At 43.5% G+C, this 20823-nt stretch carries 13 protein-coding genes and 2 pseudogenes; 5 read left to right on the top strand and 10 right to left on the bottom strand.

What is annotated here, in order from left to right; genetic code table 11:
• Window positions 1–214: 214 nt before the first annotated feature.
• A protein-coding gene (locus tag QZ938_RS30150) for an IS630 family transposase (RefSeq protein WP_293355674.1) occupies window positions 215–1212 on the bottom strand; the annotation gives its coding sequence in 2 pieces (ribosomal slippage) (window positions 215–825 and window positions 825–1212; 999 coding nt in all).
• 48 nt (window positions 1213–1260) lie between these two features.
• Between QZ938_RS30150 and QZ938_RS30155 the strand changes: the two genes are divergently transcribed.
• On the top strand, window positions 1261–2370 hold the full coding sequence (locus QZ938_RS30155; RefSeq protein ID WP_293355671.1) for a transposase: 1110 nt from the start codon (window positions 1261–1263) through the stop codon (window positions 2368–2370).
• 261 nt (window positions 2371–2631) lie between these two features.
• Here QZ938_RS30155 and QZ938_RS30160 read toward each other — a convergent pair whose 3' ends face one another.
• Window positions 2632–3423 (bottom strand): DUF2993 domain-containing protein, encoded by a 792-nt coding sequence (locus tag QZ938_RS30160; protein WP_293355668.1) that lies wholly within the window; start codon window positions 3421–3423, stop codon window positions 2632–2634.
• A gap of 328 nt (window positions 3424–3751) precedes the next feature.
• Window positions 3752–4718, bottom strand: a pseudogene (locus tag QZ938_RS30165) (transposase).
• Between the two features lie 343 nt (window positions 4719–5061).
• On the opposite strand from QZ938_RS30165, the gene QZ938_RS30170 reads away from it, so the two are divergent.
• Together QZ938_RS30170 and QZ938_RS30175 are read left to right on the top strand one after the other, a co-directional pair.
• On the top strand, window positions 5062–7275 hold the full coding sequence (locus QZ938_RS30170; protein WP_293355665.1) for an ATP-binding protein: 2214 nt from the start codon (window positions 5062–5064) through the stop codon (window positions 7273–7275).
• 225 nt (window positions 7276–7500) lie between these two features.
• A complete protein-coding gene (locus QZ938_RS30175; protein WP_293355662.1) occupies window positions 7501–8967 on the top strand; it encodes a response regulator in 1467 nt (488 codons plus the stop codon).
• Window positions 8968–9158: 191 nt separating this feature from the next.
• Here QZ938_RS30175 and hisG read toward each other — a convergent pair whose 3' ends face one another.
• The gene (hisG, locus tag QZ938_RS30180; protein WP_293157666.1) at window positions 9159–9803 is read right to left on the bottom strand and encodes an ATP phosphoribosyltransferase; all 645 of its coding nucleotides are present in this window, start codon (window positions 9801–9803) and stop codon (window positions 9159–9161) included.
• Between the two features lie 225 nt (window positions 9804–10028).
• On the opposite strand from hisG, the gene QZ938_RS30185 reads away from it, so the two are divergent.
• Together QZ938_RS30185 and rppA are read left to right on the top strand one after the other, a co-directional pair.
• Window positions 10029–10679 carry a glutathione S-transferase family protein gene (locus QZ938_RS30185; RefSeq protein WP_293355659.1) on the top strand — a complete coding sequence of 217 codons (651 nt, stop codon included), beginning with the start codon at window positions 10029–10031 and terminating at the stop codon, window positions 10677–10679.
• A 148-nt stretch (window positions 10680–10827) separates the two neighbouring features.
• Complete coding sequence (gene rppA, locus QZ938_RS30190) at window positions 10828–11514, top strand: two-component system response regulator RppA (RefSeq protein ID WP_293342111.1); 687 nt, start codon at window positions 10828–10830, stop codon at window positions 11512–11514.
• Window positions 11515–11739: 225 nt separating this feature from the next.
• Here the strand turns inward: rppA and QZ938_RS30195 are convergent, their stop codons facing one another.
• The 6 genes and pseudogenes from QZ938_RS30195 to QZ938_RS30220 form a co-directional block, all read right to left on the bottom strand.
• Window positions 11740–12576: a metallophosphoesterase gene (locus QZ938_RS30195; RefSeq protein WP_293157648.1), complete on the bottom strand. Its 837-nt coding sequence runs from the start codon at window positions 12574–12576 to the stop codon at window positions 11740–11742.
• 209 nt (window positions 12577–12785) lie between these two features.
• A complete protein-coding gene (locus tag QZ938_RS30200; protein ID WP_293157645.1) occupies window positions 12786–14204 on the bottom strand; it encodes an adenylate/guanylate cyclase domain-containing protein in 1419 nt (472 codons plus the stop codon).
• A 247-nt stretch (window positions 14205–14451) separates the two neighbouring features.
• Window positions 14452–14847 carry a response regulator gene (locus QZ938_RS30205; protein ID WP_293157660.1) on the bottom strand — a complete coding sequence of 132 codons (396 nt, stop codon included), beginning with the start codon at window positions 14845–14847 and terminating at the stop codon, window positions 14452–14454.
• Window positions 14838–18464, bottom strand: a complete 3627-nt coding sequence (locus QZ938_RS30210) for a GAF domain-containing protein (protein ID WP_293157642.1) — start codon at window positions 18462–18464, stop codon at window positions 14838–14840. The genes QZ938_RS30205 and QZ938_RS30210 overlap by 10 nt, the downstream gene beginning before the upstream one ends.
• Before the next feature lie 338 nt (window positions 18465–18802).
• Window positions 18803–20014: a transposase gene (locus tag QZ938_RS30215; RefSeq protein WP_293355656.1), complete on the bottom strand. Its 1212-nt coding sequence runs from the start codon at window positions 20012–20014 to the stop codon at window positions 18803–18805.
• A 184-nt stretch (window positions 20015–20198) separates the two neighbouring features.
• Window positions 20199–20679 (bottom strand): annotated as a pseudogene (locus QZ938_RS30220) (IS4 family transposase); the annotation flags it as partial.
• Between the last annotated feature and the right edge of the window lie 144 nt (window positions 20680–20823).

The following is a 20823-nucleotide window of genomic DNA, read 5'->3' on the forward strand; positions in this document are numbered from 1 at the left end:
GACTACTGGGTGATGTTGAGTCACCGAGATAATTGAGTATTTCTACTCATTTTTGTCTCGGATGATTCACTTTTCCCCCCTCAATCCCCCTATGTGCCAGTTGGGGGTGCGGAATGTGGGTTATAACTACGCTTTGGGTGAGCGCAAAGACTGGATCAAGTCTCGGAAGTGCGACATCAATTCTTGCTCTTTGGTGTCTGAGTACATTAAGTAGTTAAGCAAAATTAATTACATAATTATCTCCAAACTCTTTAAGAATTTTTTCTACAGATGAAACAAGAGATTGCCAGCTAGAGTAAGCATCTATTTCGAGCCATGTATATTTGATAAACCGCCACAAAATCTCAATTAAATTCAATTCAGGTGAATAAGTCGGTAATTCAAATATAGTTATACCGCGTTCTTTCCATTCTTCAAGTTTATCAAAAATGGCACTACTAGTATGAATAGAAGCTTGATCTACCACAATAAATGTTGGTCGCTCTACCACAGGAAAGAAGGTATCTATGCAGGCTATGATTACATCAGAATTAATGGTCTGCTCTGAAACATAAGCGTGAAGAATATTTTGTCGATTCATAATTCCCAAGACATTTAAGCGCTTAGTTTTACGACTATCAATTGATAAATATTCGCCAATATCTTGCCATCCATAAGGAACACAAGGGATGCCACAAAATCCGGATTCATCCAAATAGTATAAATCAATTTCTCCCTCATCTTCTAGTTTTTTTAATTCTGACAATTTTTCTTTTTTTTCCTTATATTCTATGGGGTCTGGCTTGCCGCCAACACCTCGACGCATCCTATGCCAACTCATATTTTTTTTTTAATTATTCTCTTAATTGTTTCCGTACTTGTATTAATACACCATTCTTTTTTGATTTTTTGTACTACTTGTTTTAATTGTTTTGGTTGTAATTTTACCCAGTCTTTAATTTGATCTGATTGTGCAGAATTAAATGTTTCTTTTCTACCTATACCTGGCTTATTATATAATCCGAGCATTCCCTCATTTTCCCATCGATTCAACCAATTATACATAGTTTTATAACTAATTTTAAAAATTTTCATCAAGTTTTTATTTTCGATATTTTGTGAAGCTAAAATTAAAAAATGTGCTCTTTGACGTACTTGATGATGTCTACTTTCGCGATAAATTCGGTTTAGTAATTTTAACGAAAGTGGATTAATATCTCGAAGTAAAAACATATCAAACCTCTCTAAATAAAACTTAATAATTTTAGTATATCATATTATATGATTTGTGTAATTAATTTCGTTCGACTACTTATTGGTGCTGAGGTTCCTTATCCTGATTACTACAAGCAGCAAAATGCGCTGACAGCAATCAAAGCTAAGTTGCCCCATCTCAAAGATGTTCAGTCTCAGGTAATTCAAGAACCATTGAGGCGGGTTGATGCTGCTTTTGTGGCAATGAAAGCGCGGGGGTATGGATTCCCTCGGTTCAAGAAGTTTGGTCAATACCGTTCGTTCTTGTTCCCTCAATTCAAAGACAGTCCGGTCAATGGGAGCAAAATCAAGCTTCCCAAGATTGGGGAGATGACCATTGTTTTGCATCGTCAAATTCCCGACGGATTTGAGGTCAAAACGGTTCGGGTTATTCGTAAACATTCCGGTTGGTATGTCACCCTTTGTCTTCAGTGCGATGTCACCGTTCCTGATGTGCCACCTCATGGCAATGCAATCGGGATTGATGTGGGGCTGAGTTATTTTCTGTCTACCAGTGATGGCGAACAAGTCGCTAGGCCGCGTTTCTTTGACAAACTGCATCGCAAGCTGGAATTGCTGCAACGCTGTTTGAAGCGGAAACAGAAACGGTCTAACACTCGATCTAAGCTGATTCAGAAAATAGGCAAGGTTCACGAACAAATTGCTGAGAGTCGATTGGATTGGCAGTTCAAGCTTGCTCATCATCTTTGCAACCGTGCGGGCATGATTTTTGTCGAAGATTTGGATTTCCGAATCATGGCAAAAGGCATGTTGGGGAAACATACTCTGGATGCAGGGTTGGGTCAATTTGTGAATCAAGTGCTGCCGTGGGTTTGTTTCAAGCGCGGTGTTTACTATGGCAAGGTTGACCCGAACGGCACGTCTCAAACTTGCCCTGACTGCGGAGCCAAGGTGAAAAAGGATCTGAGTGTGCGGATTCATGACTGTCATGAGTGTGGGTCGGTCAAGCCAAGAGATGTTGCAGCAGGTCAAGTGATTTGCGCCCGTGGTCTATCGGGTGTTGAAATTGCGAGTGGAGCCGAGGTATCGGGGGCATTGGAAACAGTGTCTAGACAACTGGCGATGAAGCTCGAAGATTCCAAGAGCGATCTTGGGAAGCCCGCACTGTATGCGTAGCATCAGCGTCGGGAGGATGTCACTTAGTCGGTAATTGGGAATTGGGAATTGGGCATAGGGCATAGGGCATAGGGCATAGGGCATAGGGCATAGGGCATAGGAATTTGGAGGCAGAGCCTCCGGGTATGTGTTCCCAGGCTCTTCCTGGGAACAAGGTTACAGCCAACAGACAACAAACAACAGTCAACAGTCAACAGTCAACAGTCAACAATCAACAATCAACAATCAACAATCAACAATCAACAATCAACAGTTAACTAACTAAGGCAAAACTCTAATTCCGCCCCGACAAACAATCTCCCCCGGACTCAAAATTAACTCATCAATTGCAACTTCCTCTCCGAAATCAATTTTAAAATCATTGAAATCACTACTCTTTAATTCTCCATCGACTTCGATTTCTGGTGATTCAAACATCAATTCGCGACCGCTAGCAATCCGCAAACCAGTCCGCAATACAACAGGAATTTGCGTACCCCCATCGCACAAAATAGTCGCCGCCAGCGTCAAATTCCCCGCCTCAATTTTTATCTGAGAATCTTGCAATTTCAGAGATTTTTCGCTATCCGTCAGCGGTAACATTGGCAGCAAAAATTCACTCAAAGCATCCGCCAGCAAAGGCGCTTTTAGAGACGCATTCAAATCCGCTTGATTGAGCCTCAAAACGCCCGTCACGGGAACGGATTCGAGGAGGCGCAGCGGTTTGCCTTTGAGAGCTTGACCTAGGTTGATGCGAATGCCACAGCCCTCTAGAGCAACCTCTGTTAGGTGTAATCCTTTATACACTGCACCGCGAGCGGCTGCCGTTACTTTGGGGATCGTACCGCTGAAAATTTGTCGATCGCTCCCCTCAATTTTCACCTTCAAGTCGTCAACTTGCTGAACTTGCGATCGCAGCAATAACTGCACCGCCGGAGACAGCACCGAACTTGCGATCCGGCTGCCTTGGCTCGGCGGCGGTGTCCCCCCTTCCTCGTCGAGGTTGGCAGTCCCAGAAGAGCTGGCAGTGCTAGCTATATTGTCAAATAAAAGAGAGTTGCGATCGACTGTCATAAACAATTTGAAAATTACAAACCTTAATATTCAAACACAAAAATTTAACTATTAACGATCGCATCCCGTCTCACAAACCCGGTTGCTGCACAGATATATCGCCATCAAGCTTTGATTTTCCGTTATAACTCGGTTGTTGACACTCTCAGGTCTTTCATACGCTGAGATTCTGCGGACAAAGTAGGCTTGGGTAATACCCAAAGTCTAACTCTCGCTACGGTCGTCAAAACCCGTCTACCCAGTTGGTCAAGGTTTACACCTAACTTACTGGCTACTTTTCTCAGAATAATAGGACTTACGCATTGACAAAAACTATCATCTATGTATTCTAGACGATACCATCACTGAATCGGTTTGCCAAAATATGCTCACGTATAACTGAAGTGAATAAATTCCTTTGGACTTCATACCAGTTACTAATTATTTTTTCAGACCGCATAAACTCCAATTTTACAAATGCTTGAAGTGAACAAAATATATGAGTTTTGATTGCAGAGGTGTCTCTCACCATGAAACGACAAATTCCACATACTTGGAGAGATAGCTCTATGAAAGGTTTCAATTTCCCAATGAGTATCATGAATTGTGAGGAATTCATCTCTTGCGATCTCAGCCATTTTTTCTGACTCAGGCAAATAGAAAATATAGTGTCTAGACGCCTCTTTTTTGAAGCTTTTTCTAAACAACTTTATAAATCCAAATTCTTTTAAATGAGTTATCAATCCTGACTCGGGAATTTCCAGAGTGCTTACCTGGCAATAATTACGTGGCTCATTTGATACTGTCCTGTTTTTTTAAATTCCGAAGAGAAAACCCAATTTCTGGTTTTTTAGAAATTTTAAATTTTCCACTCCTGAATACCAACTATCTCCTGTTACTATTCTTGGCTTGACTCCCCAGCTTATTATTTCGCTCACCATTTCTCTAAAATAATCGTTTTTGGTTTTTCCCTCCTTTTTGTCATATATTCTGTAATTTATTGGGACTGAATTACCATTGATGTCGCTGTAATATAGGGTGATTAAATTTCAGCCAATAATAGTTTTGTGGGCTTTGCCTGACCAAAAATAACTAATTAATTCGGCATTTTTGGGGTTACTGTAAATTTTTTCTATGACTGTATCGTCTACACTCGGTATCCCTCCTTCTAGATTTATTATTTTCTGTATTGTGTTGAATAAATCTTTGGGTTCGTATCTCTCTCTTAACAAAAATCGATTAATACTGTCATGTGAAACATTTCCTAATATCTCCGATCGCCTATTACGCCCTCCCAACTTTGGTTCTGACATCAAAAATAACGTGTAAGTGTCTATATTACATTTTGCTGTCGAGGGTTTAGTTATTTTTCTCATTGTCCGATACCTAGAAAGTAGACGACCCATATTTATCAATGCACTGTTTCGTTATTTTGTCAATGCGTAAGTCCTAGAGGATTGAAAACTGCTCGATCTATTATTGTAGCCGATGTACTAGAAAAACCGTTCCCCTCGCCCGTCGCCAGCAAGTGTCTCAGATCGCAAGGCCGGTCGTAGCGAAGCGGGGCGTAAGCCATCGCCCTCACTGCCCAAAATCCTAAAAATATGTCAAATTAAGTAAGGGGTAATAAAATAACTTTTGGCATATCAGTAGACAGTTATGACAACAAAACTAAGAGCTACAGACACAGACAAAATGGAGATAGACTTGCAGCAGTTCAGGGCAGACCAAGAACTGATACTCAACCAAGTAGATAATGCGATCGCTCTTTTCGACTCGTCTGACAGCTTAGTTTTGTTTAACAAAAAATTGGCCGAGACTTGGGGACTGTCCCCAGAATGGCTGGCAACCAAGCCTAAGTGCGACTTGTTGTTTGCCGAAATTGTCGATCGCGGTTACTTGTCGCTTCAGCAGTGGGAAGAGTTTCAGGAAGCGCTACAAAAATCTCAGGATGAAAGTTTATCATTCTATTTCGAGCAATCCAATGCCGTTTGTTTGGAAGTCTTCGCCACAATTACCAACAGCGGCGGGCGGCTGTTTACCTTTCGAGACGTTACTGTATACCAAAACTCCCAAGCTAGCTTGAACGCAGAAGTCAGGCGCCTGACATTTCTTTTAGGCTTAACTGAACGCCTGCAAAACTCTCACAGTTTGCAAGAAATAGGTCAGTTTGCCCTTAGCTATCTGGTAGAAGCGACGAATGCTGCTTTCGGAGACGTGAAAGTGATTAGCGGTAAGGGAAAAGACCGGCAAGCGGCGGCGATTTCCAACCAAGTTTCTACTCAATTTCTGGCTAGTTACGGGGAACCAGTCGCCGCTGGAATGCAAGAATTGCTCGACAAAGGCATTCCCTACGGCACCGGTTTGCTGTGGGAAGTGGTGGAAACTGGTAAAGCTTTGTTTGTCGATGATTATGCCGAACATCCCAATGCTGTGCCGCAATTTCGGCATCCGGGAATCGGACAATTGGGCATTTTTCCGATCGCATCTACTGACGGTACAATCATCGGAGTGCTGACGCTGGAGTCGCGCAACGTCAAAAAACTGCAAGCTTCCCTTCACCAAGAAGTGCTCGCGGCTGCTTGTCGGACTCTGGGGGCGGCGATCGAGCGGGCTCAGACACAAGAAAACCTCCGCCAAGTTAACGAACAATTAGAGTATTCTTCTCAGTTAAAATCTGAGTTTTTAGCCTCGATGTCCCACGAATTGCGGACGCCTCTCAACAGCATTCTCGGCTTTTCAGACTTGCTGCTGCGCCAAACATCGGGCCAGTTGAGCGATCGACAAATCAACTATGTAGAACTGATCGAAAAAAGCGGTCAGCACTTGTTGCAGCTAATTAACGATATTCTCGATCTTTCTAAAATTGAAGCAGGAAAAGTAGAACTCAATTTACAGCCGGTTCGCGTTCACGAACTTGCGACAGACTGTCTGAAAATGATTCAGCCGCGGGCAGACAAAAAGCGAATTGCTTTGTCTTTAGAACTAGACTACCGCATTACTAAAGTTTTGCTCGACGAACGGCGAGTGCGACAAATTGTGATTAATTTACTTTCCAATGCTATCAAATTTACCCCGGAACGGGGACAAGTTAAACTCAGCGGGCGTCTGGCCTACGGCAATGAAATTAATGGCGATTACCGCCCTGATTGTTCTCCTGTAAATGCCAGCACTCCTTACTTTTGTCTTGAGGTGAAAGACTCGGGTATCGGCATTCCTCAGGATCGCTGGCACTTGCTATTCCGACCTTTTCAACAGGTGGATTCTTCCCTGACTAGGCGCCACGAAGGTACGGGTTTGGGTTTGGCTTTGACTAAGCGTCTGGCGGAATTGCACGGCGGAACTGTTTCTTTTCAATCTATTTGCGATCGCGGCAGTTTGTTCCGCGTTTGGCTGCCTTTGACGGAGATGCGTCACGAGTTGGGTAGCTTTGCTGCTTGTGCTTTGGATGCTAAGTTAGTTCCTGCTTCTGCGATCGCACTACCACTTGGCAGCAAGCGGATTCTGGTGGTGGAAGACCAGCCTTTTAACCAAATGTTAATTTCAGAGGTGATGGAATTGGAGGGCTACAGCGTAGAGATTCTGGAGGATGGTTCGGCAATGCTCGATCGCATCCTTGCCGCCTCTACTGCCCCGGAGTTGCTGCCGGATTTGATTTTGATGGACATTCAGTTACCCGATGTTGACGGCTTTGAGTTGATGCGCCGAGTCAAAGCAAATCCTGTCTGGGAGTCGGTACCGATGATTGCGGTGACGGCGATGGCGATGGCTGGCGATTGCGATCGATGTTTGGAAGCTGGTGCTTCGGCTTATTTGAGCAAGCCGCTGGATCTGAATTTGGCGATCGCTACAGTCCGTTCTTTTCTCAACTAATAATAATTATTTGCAGTTCCAGCAGTGCCATTTATTACAATTTATAACTGAAAACGTTAGACTCAATAGTAGATAAATGTCTGTAGGACTTGCGCGCACTTGCCTCAGAAACCCGGTTCCTGCCAAAAATATCGAGTTTAATAACGAGAAATATATGAATCAACCAGGTTTCGAGCTGCTCGCGCGAAAGTCCCGAGCTAAATTCAATTTATTATATCATATTCCATGTCAAACAAGTCGCCCTGCATCATGTTGGTTGATGACGAGCCAGCTAATCTAATTTTACTGGAAGAGTTATTGCAACTAAAAGGATACACAACAGTATCAGCGCTATCTGGCGATGAAGCGCTCTTCCTCGCCCGTGTATCTCGACCGGATTTAATTTTACTAGATATTATGATGCCGGATCTGAACGGTTTTGATGTGTGCGAGATCCTGCGGAATGATACCGCATTGCAAACTGTACCGGTAATTTTTTTGACTGCCCTCGATGACGATACCTCTCGCCTCAGAGGGTTAGAAATTATGGCCGACGATTATTTAACGAAACCTTTTAACAGTCGCTTGCTGCTGGCGAAAGTTGAAAATATTTTGCAGTTGAGCCAAATGCGATCGCAAGCTGTATCTTCCCAATTCAACCAGCAGGTAAAAGAGCAAAGCAAGCGCCAAATTGCCGCCGCCTGGGAGGCCAACGAATATCTTTCCGAAAAATTTCACCTATTTGTGCCGGAGCAGCTTCTCGAACGAATTGCGCCGAAAGGGATAGAATCAATTCAGTTGGGCAATGTCACAGAAGAAGAGCTGACTATTTTATTTTGCGACATTCGCGGGTTTACGGCGATCGCCGAATCTCAAGAAGCACGCGAAACCTTTGAATGGTTGAACGCTTTTTTTACGAAAATGAACGATTGCATCACCTCCCACGCCGGGTTTATTGACAAATACCTCGGCGATGCCATCATGGCAGTATTTGACCAACCGCATTCTCACGCTATAAATGCGATCGAAGCCGCAGTAGCCATGCAAGAAAGTTTGCATGAATTTAATGCCGATCGCCACAAATACAATTTAGAATATCCCGTCAATATTGGTACGGGAATTAACACAGGTATCGGCATGATAGGCACCTTGGGTTCCGATCGCCGGATGGACTCCACAGTCATCGGCGATGTGGTAAATACAGCTTCTCGGTTAGAAAATTTAACCAAAATATATGGTTGCCAAATAATTGTTAGCGAAAATGCGATCGTTCATGCGAGAGAATTCATAAATAACATACATCCGAACTCAAGCTCAAAAGAAAGTCTATTATTAAAGTGCGACTTGGAAGTGGAAACACCGGAGAGTATGATTTCTGCTTCTCGCCCAACAGCAGCAGACAGCCATTCGCCCAGCAACAACTATTATTATCGCTGGATCGATCGAGTAACGCCGCGCGGCAAACAGCAAGCTATTGAAATCTACGAAATCTGGCCAGCCTCCAGTCCCGACTCTGAAGCCAAACAGCTTACCCAAGCTTTATTTGACAAAGGAATTCAAGGATGGCAATCCGAAAGATTTGTCGCCGCCTTGGGATATTTTCAGCAACTAATCGAACAAAACCCGGCTGATACAGTGGCCCGTTTTTATATAGATAGATGTCAGGAAAAACTAGGTCTTATACCCGCAAATAGCAGCTCAGAAATCAGCTAAATAAAACTGGTTCGTAGTGAGGACTTCAGTCCTCTCTCTCAGCCCAAATCAGGACTAAAGTCCTCACTACGAACCTATGAGAACATTCTCAATCCAGGACGTAATTGTCACATTAATAAAGGTAAAAAGGTACGTAGTTGCGCTTCAGCGCTCTTTCATAAAGCAAAGAGCGCCCAAGCGCAACAACGTACTTAAACAGTTGTCAAAACCTGCTCTCTCAACTTCCCAATCAACTCATTAACCCCGCCAGAATTCAAACGATAACTCAAAGGATGACCGATCAAATAAGCCGAACTTTGAAACAAAACATCAATTTCCACCAAACCATTTTCTCGCAAAGTTTTGCCAGTCGAAACCAAATCCACAATCGCCTCCGACATACCCGTAATCGGCCCCAACTCCACAGAACCGTAGAGAGGCACAATTTCCACCGGCAAATTCAAATTATGAAAATATTCCCTCGCACAGTGCACGAACTTAGAAGCAACTCTACCGTGAGGAGGCAAATCCACACTGCGCCTGTAAGAACTAGATTCCTTCACCGCCACGGATAGCCGACACTTGCCAAATTGTAAATCAATTAAATTTGCAACTTTCGGAGTTTTTTCCCGCAAAACATCATAACCCGCAACGCCCAAATCAGCTTGACCGTATTCCACATAAACCGGCACGTCGTGCGTCCTTACCAGCAAAGCTTTTGCCGTTCCGGTAGTGTCATAAATTTGAAGTTGGCGGTTAGAGGAATCGAGAAAAGCACTGAAGTCTAATCCAACGGATTTAAACAGTCGAATGCTATCTCCTAACAGTCCGCCTTTGGGAAGTGCTACGGTAATCATATAGATTTGAAATTCTAAATTGCTGAATTTGGGATGCGGAATCGGCGCTGCCCGAGCGGAAACAGCTTTTTCCTCAACCACAATAGCACAAATTGTTCAAATATCAAAATAAGTTCAGGTATTGCTAATAATTGTGTTTGTGTATAATATATTGTATTGAGGCTGAGTTAAATCGGATTTTATTAAGGATTGTCTGCTAAATAGATGATAGCTGAAAGTAAAAATATGACCAAATTGACTCTGGTAATCGGCAACAAAAATTATTCGTCTTGGTCACTGCGTCCTTGGCTGGCGATGAAACAAGCTGGACTAGATTTTGCCGAAGTCAGAATCCCCCTAGACGGGCCGACAACCCATGGGGAAATTCGGCGCTATTCTCCCTCGGGAAAGGTACCAGTTTTAATTGATGGCGACTTGAAAGTGTGGGAATCTTTAGCAATTTGCGAGTATGTTGCAGAACGCTTTGCAAATGATTTATGGCCGGCGGATGTAGCGCAACGGGCGATCGCCCGTTCCATCTGCGCCGAAATGCACGCAGGCTTCCAAAATCTCCGCGAAAATATGCCGATGGACTGCCGCAACCGCTATCCGGGAGAAGGAATGACCCCCGGTGTCGAAGCAGAGATCGATCGCATCTTTGCCATTTGGCGCGAATGCCGCCAAACATTTGGCACAAGTGGCGATATGCTGTTCGGACAATTCACAATTGCTGACGCCATGTTTGCCCCCGTTGTCATGCGTTTTGTCACCTACGAAGTCAAATTAGATGCACAAGCACAAGCTTATGCTGATGCGCTGTTGGCACTACCTGCAATGCAGGAATGGCTAGCAGCAGCTTACAGCGAATCGGAAAGTATTGCACATTTTAAAATGTAGCAAAAATCAGTTTACTAAACCTCAACAGGTCGCGATCGCCACCTCACCACAGATGGCAACCACGGGGGATTTCCCCCTAAAAAACCTGCTTGTTTGCAAGTTTTGTGTAATTCATGCTCAAATCAAAAGTCTAAAACCTAAAATCAGGATGCGGATTCTTTTAGTTGATGATGAAGTTGAGTTGACTGACCCTTTGAGTCGAGTTTTAACCCGCGAAGGTTATACCGTTGATGTCGCATTTGACGGCGCAAATGGCAGCAATTTAGCAATGCAGGGAAATTACGATTTGCTAATTTTGGATTGGATGCTTCCGAGACAAACCGGATTAGCAATTTGTCAGCAATTGCGATCGCAAGGACGGAATACCCCAGTCCTATTTCTCACCGCCAAAGACACCCTAGACGATCGCGTACAGGGACTCGACGCAGGCGCAGACGACTATCTAGTCAAGCCTTTTGAACTGCGAGAGCTCCTAGCCAGAGTCCGCGCCCTACTGCGGCGGCCCCCTACTTTTGACCCCGAAGTGGCTGTCGGGCGCCTGCAAATTGCAGATTTACAGCTAGACTACGACAATCAAATAGCCTATCGGGGCGATCGAACAATTGACCTATCAGAAAAAGAATGTCAACTATTAGAATACCTAATGCGACATCCCGGTCAAATACTAACACACGAACAAATCCACCAATACCTGTGGAGTGAAGCCGAAAAACCCAGCAGCAACGTATTAGCAGCTCAAATTCGCCTCCTGCGCCGCAAAATAGAAGCACCGAGCGAATCCGTCCTAATTCACACAGTCTACGGCAGAGGCTATCGCTTTGCAGAACCCAGTTAATAATAGGAATTCTGCTCATCTTCCATCTTCCTTCGTGTCCTTTGCGCCTTCGCGGTTCCATCTTCCATCCGAAGCATTCTTCCTTTTACGCCAGAGGCTATCGCTTTGCAGAACCCACTTAATAATAGGAATTCTGCTCATCTTTCATCTTCCTTCGTGTCCTTTGCGTCTTCGCGGTTCCATCTTCCATCCGAAGCATTCTTCCTTCACACCCTAAAGCAATCCCTACATATCTTGACAAACCAAAGTAATTACCGTCACCTCCGGCGGACAAAACAACCTCCCCGGCGCATAAGTACCCAAACCGCGATTCACGTACAACCAATTACTCCCAACCCGATGCAAACCGCTAGCCCATTCCCAGTGACGAACTACTCGATCGCAAGCCGACACAAAAGGAACAAATTTTCGGATTCCTTCAGGAATCAAATAACCAATTTTTCTCACCCAAGCATACAAAGGCCCGATACCAGGAATCACAATTTGACCCCCATGAGTGTGCCCCGAAAACTGCAAATCAATCCGCCACTGTTGCAGGTGTTCAGCAGTATCAGGATTGTGAGACAATACAATCCGAGGAATTGCCGGATTGATTGATGCCATTACAGGCGCAGGTGCAAAATCGCCAGACCAAAAATCGGCAAACCCAACTAAAGCCAATTCAGATCCCAAAGGATAAATCGCTTCATTGTACAAAACCCGAATCCCTGCATTATTCAAAGCATTAGCAACCTTAATCTTTGCCCCTGGATAATAGTGATCGTGATTGCCCAAAACAGCGTAAATTCCCACCCGACTTTGCAAATTTTTCAATCGCTGCACCAAGCCGTAAATAGGCGCCGGATCGTAGGTAATAAAATCTCCGGTTAAAAAAATTAAGTCTGGTTCCGCTTCATTAGCCGCCACAATCGCCTCTTCTAGCAACCATTCCGACAGCCGCTCCCCATCATAGTGAAAGTCCGTAAGCTGTACAATTTTAGTACCCGATAGATTTGCAGGAAGATTTGCGATCGGTATAGTTAAACAGTCTACTCGCAGTTTCCCAGTTAATAACCTGTGCATAAATATAAGGTTTATTGAGACAGCGCAACCTCTAGCTTAGCAAATAAACAAGCAAGAGTGCAAAAATCGATTGTTTTCCCTCTAGATTCTGCCATCTGACTAATGATTAATAACTCCTAACTCCTAACCCAATGCCAAAGTGCTTCTTAATTCTTGCTTCTTACATCCGTTAAATCCGTTACATCCGTTACACAATCCTTTGCCGAACTTCACTTTTGATAAATTACCTCAAAAGTTTCGATAGCTTTTTTCTTACCTTTAACTATCACAGAGCCAATTTTCCTAAATTCAAATATATCTTGAGTAGCGCTGTAAACACTGTCGCTCACCAAAATTTGTCCTCCCTCAGCCATTGACTGCAACCTAGATGCAATATTCACCTCATCCCCGATCGCAGTATAATCCATGTGCTGTGGCGAACCAATATTACCAACAACAACCTCCCCCGAACTAATACCAATACCAGTCAGAAAATTATCCGCAATCCAAGGCACAGACATCCTCCTAATGCGGCGCTGCATATCGATCGCAGTTTCGATCGCCTTCCTTTCGCGATCGACCACTTCCGAAGGCGCTCCAAACATTGCCACAATCATATCTCCCACAAACTTATTCACAGTACCTTCATGACTAAAAATCACCTCTACCATCTCCGTGAAATACTCATTTAAATACATCACTATTTTCTCAGCCGGCAGTTCTTCACACTTAGTAGTAAAATCTCTAATATCCGAAAAAAGCACCGTTAAATTGCGCTTAGTTGGATTCAGAGAAATATCTCCTTTAGCTTCGATAACTGCTCGCACCACCTGGGGAGAAAGGTATCTTTCCAAATTATTTTTAATTCGTTCTTCCTTCAATTTACTTTCATGTAAAAGCGCATTCTCGATCGCCGCCGCCGCTTGCGATGCCAAAGCCGTAAATAATTTTAAATCCTGTGCCGTATAGTTGACAAGTTCGTTATGACTAATATTGATAACGCCGATTGTACCGTTCTGAGTTGTTAGAGGTGCACAAATCATAGAACGCATCTCATTTTCTCCCATAACATATCTCGGATCGGACAATACATCATTGACTATTTCAGCTTTACCAGAAACAAAAATATGACCTGCTATCCCCATATTGGAACCGATTTTTGTTTTATGGTTGTACTCTTTACCCCGAGCAGAAACAATCTCCAGTTTTCCTGTCTTTTTATTCATTAGCATCACTGAAATATTGGTAGACTCAATCAACTTTTTCGCTTCAGTTACCACCAATTGACTGACTTCACAAACACCCAAACAAGTAGATATTTTGCTTGAAAAATCGTACAAAAAATTAACTTCTTCGTACTTATCTAAAGTATCAACAGCCAGAGTTCTTATATCCAAGTCGGCGCTGGCAGCATAACTCAGCATATCTGCAATAAATGCTGCTTTTTGACTTCCTGTTACGTAACCGATAACTTCATCGGCTAGGATGATAGGATAAGTATTGAAGTAGGTCTGACAATCTTCGCCAAATAAAATAGACCCTTCAGCATTCCGAATAGCGCTAGGAGTATCTAAAACACCGAGCGCGCCCTCAAGAATCGCCCGCAAATCTTTTTTAGAAATCAATTTTTTGAGATTGATACGAACCATTTACTTTGCTATTAATCATCAGTGAGCGATCTATCATTATTCATTCGTTTGTAACCAGTCAGCCGATTTGAGGATAGAGATTTTAGATTTTAGATTTACGAGCGCAGATAACTCTGCGAGCTTGAAACTTAGTCTAAAACTTTTGGAGCATCCACGACTATAGCCGGGGGATTGTATCCGTTTTTGGGCAGGCTAGCAACCACCAAAAACCAAAAAATATTCTTGTGAATTGATTGTATACCTCTCGCTACATCTGTGCCGTCAAACCCAGAATTTCCCTAGCTTTGACCAGCACTTCTTTCGGGCGAAAAGGTTTAGTCATATAAAGATTTGCCCCCACAGCCATACCGCTTTGCTTATCATATTCTTGTCCCTTAGCTGTCAACATAATAATGTAAACGTCCTCCATACCTAGTTCATTTTTAACCGTATTGCATACCTCTAACCCGCTCATTTTCGGCATCATCACATCGAGAAAAACCAAATCCGGCTTTTCTTCCTTAATTCTGTTTAACGCCTCAACTCCATCTCTCGCAGTCAGCAACTCTACATCATCCTCATCTTCCAACTTTTCTAGAGCCTGCTCCATCAAAATCAGAATATTCGGTTCGTCATCCACAATTAAAACTTTTTTCACAACAATTTCCCATGAATGTGTTTGCTCAGCCCGTTATCCTCTACAATATCTCCCAAAACAATTATGGAGACTTTTTCCAAGCCCTTAGTAAGGCGCAATTTTTTGACTAATTCTTGCTCTTGAGATAAGGCTTCGTCAATAATAATTAAATCCAGCTCGATCGCTCTCACTCGATCCAGGCATTCTGTAACATCAGATGCCTCCATCACATTATATCCCTGAAAAAGCAACGCAGCCGACAAATTTTTGAGAGTAGAAGCATTGTTAACAACGACCAACACCGTCTTATTAGACATCCCTTGTCGCAGCAGCAAGCCGATCTCCTTTAACAGTCCCGCTATATTTATAGGCTTGGTAAAATACCTGTCAACTCCCAAACGCCAGCCCCTGTCTCTGTTTTGAATTAGGGACACGATGATAATCGGAATCCCCCGAGTTTCTGGATCATTTTTGAGAACTGCCGCCACATCAAAACCGTCGATGTGAGGCATCATTACATCTAAAATAATCAGATCCGGTTTGACTGCTTTAGCCTGAGAAATAGCATCTCTACCGTTAATTGCCTCCGCGACTTTATATCCTTCTTGTTCCAGTGACTGCCTCAACATATCTCGGATGTTAGGCTCATTGTCAACAACTAAAAGTTGCTGGCCTCCTTTAACGCCGAGCGGAGTTCTGCTGAGCACTTGCTGTTTCAGTTGCCCGATTAAATCATTGATAATTTTGCATTTTTCCACCGACTCAATATTTTTAACTAGCGGTATACTAAAGAAAAAAGTGCTGCCCTTGCCTAACTCACTTTCTAGCCAAATTCTACCGCCGTGGTGTTCAACGATTTGTTTAGAAATTGGCAGCCCCAATCCAGTACCTTTAGGCTTTTCGGTCAGGATATCTCCCACTTGTTTAAATCTTTCAAAAACTTTGCTTTGGTCTTCTGGTGCAATGCCGATGCCAGTATCAATAATGCTAATAACCAGCTCGTCACCCTCTACTCTTGCCCGACAGGTGACAGAACCTGATTCTGTGAACTTGACTGCATTCGAGATTAAATTGATCGCGACTTGAACCATGCGATCCCGGTCTACTAATACCTGTGGCAGTCCGGGACTAAAATCTTTAATCAACTTTAAATTATTCTTTTCTAATAAAGATGACGTAGCGGCGATCGCCTGTTTTAAGATTTGCACTGGATTTGTCGGCTGTAACTGCCATTCAACTCGCCCCGCTTCCATCTTAGCAATATCCAAAACATCATTAATTAAAGATGTCAGCCGTTCAGCTTCTGACACAATAATGTTAATATTATCTGCAACTTTATTTAAAGCTTTTTTAATTTTTTTGTCTTCCGATGCGACTCCGGGAACAATCACTTCTTCAAGTTTTTCTTTGATCAGCGAAGCAAAACCCAAAACCGAAGTTAAAGGCGTCCGCAGTTCGTGAGAAACTGTAGCCAGAAAATCAGTTTTCATTCTGTCAACTTCTCGTTCCACCGTCACATCTCGAATCAAAATCACCGAACCGAGAGAGCGATCTGCTTCGTCTTTTACCGCTTCTTTAAGAATAGTTGTCGCTAAAGCTTGACCTATCCTAGAATTTTCTAGTTCCACTTCCAGCGTCACAATTTCTCCCTCTCTATGTTCAGTCGCCTCCACCAATTGGGCTAATTTTTTAGGAAAGATTTCGGATACTTTTTTCCCCTTCAGGTCAACATCTTTCAATTCAAACATCGCCAGCAGTGCCGGATTAAACCTGGTAATTTTAGCTTCAATGTCAGTGACTAATAACCCGTCAGCCAAATTGTCAACGATCGCATTTAAATCAGCCAGAGTCGTCCGCAATTCCCAGGACTGCTTTTTAGTGCGATCGAGCAATTCTGCTTGGTTCATCGCTACTCCCAATTGACTGCCAACCTGAGCCAGCAACCTCACTTCTCCTGCTTCCCACTCACGGGAACCCGAGTTCTGGTAAGCTGCTAGCAAACCCCAGAGATTTTCCCCCACAAAAACAGGCGCTACACAATATGCTTTGGCTTGAATTTGTTCCAGAATTTCGATATGACATGGAGAGTGACCAATTTTATAGATGTCATCAACCACAAAAATTTCTTGATGGCGATACCTGCCACCCTCAGTTTTTTGTAAATAATCATCTTGCCAGACAGTTTTAATTTTATCAGTTACTAAAGGTATCCAACCTTCTGCTACCGACTCCGACACAAATTCCCCGCTCCAGTTTGGAAAAAAACGGTAAACTCCAACCCGATCGCAATTGAGAATTTGCCGTACTTCTTGAGTTGTTGCGCTAAATATTTTGTCAATATTTAGCGTCTGGCGAATCCGTTCAATTACTCTAGTTAATGTGCGTTCCTGTTCGGCTGCTTTCGCCTGCTGTTTAGCTTGAAACTGTATTTGTTCTAGGTACTCGGATTGCTGCAAAGCCACGCCCAAATGAGTGGCAATTTGATTCAGTAACTTTACTTCTGTGTCTTCCCAGTGACGCGCACCTGTGTGTTGAAAGGCACTGAGCAATCCCCAGAGTTTCTCTCCTTTAAAAATCGCAACTACCGCACAGGATTTGACACCAAAATATTCTAAAGCTTCTATGTGACAATCGCTCTGGCCGGCATTGTAGATATCATCAGCAATAAAGGTTTCCGCACACCGGAATCGACCTCCTTGGTGTTCGTTTAAGTAGGGGTCTTCCCAACCGCTGCCTACCAATTTCGGCCAGTTTCCCGATTCAGATTCAAAGATAAAGTCGCCGAAATAGTCTTCACGGAATTGATAAATGGCAATGCGATCGACATTCAAAAGTTTGCGAACTTCTGTCGCTGCTGTCTGGAAAATTGTTTCCATATCTAAGGTTTGGCGGATCTTATCAATCATCCGAGTTATGGCTCGTTCTCGGTCTGCTTCCTTAACCAGCTCTTCTGTCCGTTTTCGCAATTGCTCCTCTAGAGTAGTCTGGAGTGCTGTTGACCGCCTATGAGCTTCATCTAAAAGTTTTGCTTGCTGTATTGCTACTCCCAAATGCACCGCAATTTGACTGGCAAAGTCAATTTCATCTTGCTGCCACTGGCGTGGGGCGCGACATTGGTGAATGCAGAGCAATCCCCAAAGTTTATTTCTTTTGATTAAAGGTACGATTAAGTTTGCTTTGACATTAAATTGAGCAAGAACAGCTATATGGCAATCGCTCAATCCGGCTTGATTGATATCATTGACTGCCTGAATTCTTCCTTGCTGATACCGCATTGAATATTGTTTGCCAAAGCAGTGATCGTGCACCTTTACAGCTTTTACTGAATGAAACTCTGGGATCACGTCTTCTGACACAAATTCCCCGTCGTCAAATCCTGACTGCTGGTAAAATCGAAATATTGCTACTCGATCGGCATTCAGCAGTTGGCGAACTTCCCGAGCGGTTGATTGAAAAATAATATCTAAGTCTAACGACTCGCGAATTTTGGTCACTACAGCAAATAGCGCCTTTTGTTTGGCAACTATAGCGGGTTCGGGTTTCGATGCCGACTCTAGTTCGGCAACGCGCGCTTTGAGGGTCTCTACCTGGCTTTTGAGGGACTCGTAATCTTCTGTATCTAATCCTACATACTTTTCTGACATGGGTTTAACTCTCTTGTGGTTAGTTTATTAAGTATTGATAGTTGTTTATTTTGATAAGTATTAACTCAATTTAATTTTTTTTCAACCAACTTTAGAGAGGATTTGCTCGCTCTGGTTTGATAATTATTGATTAAGGCTCAGTGCGCTAGATTGGCGATCGCACGAGTTGAATTGTCGATCGAACGCTACCCCGATTGAAGCGGGCTTACGCACGCAACTGCTACAGCATTTTTATAATATAGATGACTGGATTGACATACTCCCACCACACTCGCGGATTACCGCTATAGTGGGGGATTCTTATTCACGGTTCATCGAAGTCCACTTATTGGATCAAATTACTTATCAGCAACAGCGGTGGTCTTCTCCCCGTGCTTTCCCGATTTCTCGGCAGATCCCTCTTGCCCAGAGGTACTGTGTTTATTCCACTCAACACCGAGAATGTTCAATCCTTTGTGCAAGATATTTAAAGCCGCATTTGTATCGCGACAAATCTCAATCTTGCAACTAGGACATGAATGCGTTCTAGTGCTAAGAGATTTTTTCACTCGATGACCGCAATTAGAGCAATCGCCAGACGTATAGTTTGGCGATACTGACACAACTACTTTATCCCAAATCTTGCCGTAGTAGTCCAACCATTGAGTGTATTGATACCAACCAGCGTCCGAAATTGACTTGCAATCGTGCTGATTCTTGACCATGTTTGCAATGTTTAAATCTTCATACACCACGACATCGTTAGATATCACTACGTTTCGAGCTTGTTTAATTGCCCAATCTTTCCGCTGGCGTTGAATTTTCAGATGGATTTTGCCTAGTCGTTTTCGCGCTTTGTGATAGTTTTTTGATTGAGGTTTAGCACCCTTCACAAACTTCTTGCTTAATTGGCGTTGGGCTTTCTTGAGTCGCTGCGCGGCTTTTCTCAAGAACTGCGGATATATCACGGCATTATCATTTTGGTCTTTGGTGAAAAACTTCAGTCCTAGATCCAACCCGACAACATTACCCGAATATTCCCCTTGCTCTTTACGGTCGGCATCAAAACAGAATTGGGCATAATACCCATCTGCTCTACGCACAATCCGCACGCGATTAATTTTTAACCTATGCAAATCTTCCTGTGTTTCATTGTTGCAGAATATCGACAATGTTCCGATCTCAAAGCCATCTGTGAATGCGATCGATTTGCAATCATCGGATAGTTTCCAGCCTGAAACTTTGTATTCAACAGAGCGACAATGTTTTTTAAACTTGGGAAAACCTTTCTTGCCTGCACCTTTTTTACATCGAGTATAGAAATTAGAGATAGCAGCCCAAGCACGTTCGGCACTAGCCTGTCTAGCTGCGGAGTTGAGCTTTTTAGCAAAATCAAACTCTTTGGCTAAGTCTTTGCATATACTGTACAGATCGGCTTTACTCGTACCTTGATTATCCATCCAATAGCGAAGGGCTTTGTTCCGAATGAACTGGGTCGTTCGGATTGCGTCATCAATGGCAGAATATTGCTCTGCTGTACCGTATTTTAGCTTAGCTTCTCTAACTATCATGGATCTATGATAACATAGTTTTATCCAGGAAAACACAGATAAAATATAGCAAGACAATGAATTTGCTCGTCTTCTCATGCCTGTCGTCTTTCCGAGAGCTAGCGATTGTCGGGATTGTCGGACGGGCAATCGGCGACTCACTCGCATTCATCCCCCCCCCTTTGCCCTGCTGTGTACACACAAGTCAGGGTTGAGCTAGCAGCCATCCCCAAAAGATGGACTCAAATTTCCTCAAACCCTGGACGAGAGTGGCAATTCCGGGGGGGCGCTGGGATTGATAGCCAGACCATCCACCCAATCTAGCAATCAGCCAAGTTGCCCAGGGTAAGGAGCGTTTAGGGTGAGGGTTTTGCAACTTTTTAGTCCTGCCTTCTAGCTTTGGCTCTAATTGCTCCAGGAATGATTGCTGCTATGCAGGTGAATGCCAGGGTTGCTTCGAGGTCTGGTTTGTCCCGGCCTTCCACCAATTGAAGCGTCTTCAGCGCCACCCCTAGCCCTAAAATCGTCAAGCGTTGAATCGCCTCTATCGATTCTAGTTGGGTGGATTCAATATCTAAACCATCGCGTTTGAGCGTGGCAAATAGTTGTTCAATCCACCAACGCCAGCGGTACCACAGGATGACTTGTAAAGCTTGTTCAACAGATTCGACTGGATGGGTCGTCACTGTAGTTTAGACTAACCAAAGATGAGAACGGTGGCAAAAGAAGAACTAAAGCCACCGCGCCAGGAGAGAATGAGGGTGAAAAAGAAAACCTATCCACTCCTTAAATGAACAGTGAACGATTAAAGGACTTTCGTCAAGCAGCAT

This window comes from Microcoleus sp. CAWBG27, assembly GCF_020883145.1.
Classification (GTDB): Bacteria; Cyanobacteriota; Cyanobacteriia; order Cyanobacteriales; family Microcoleaceae; genus Microcoleus.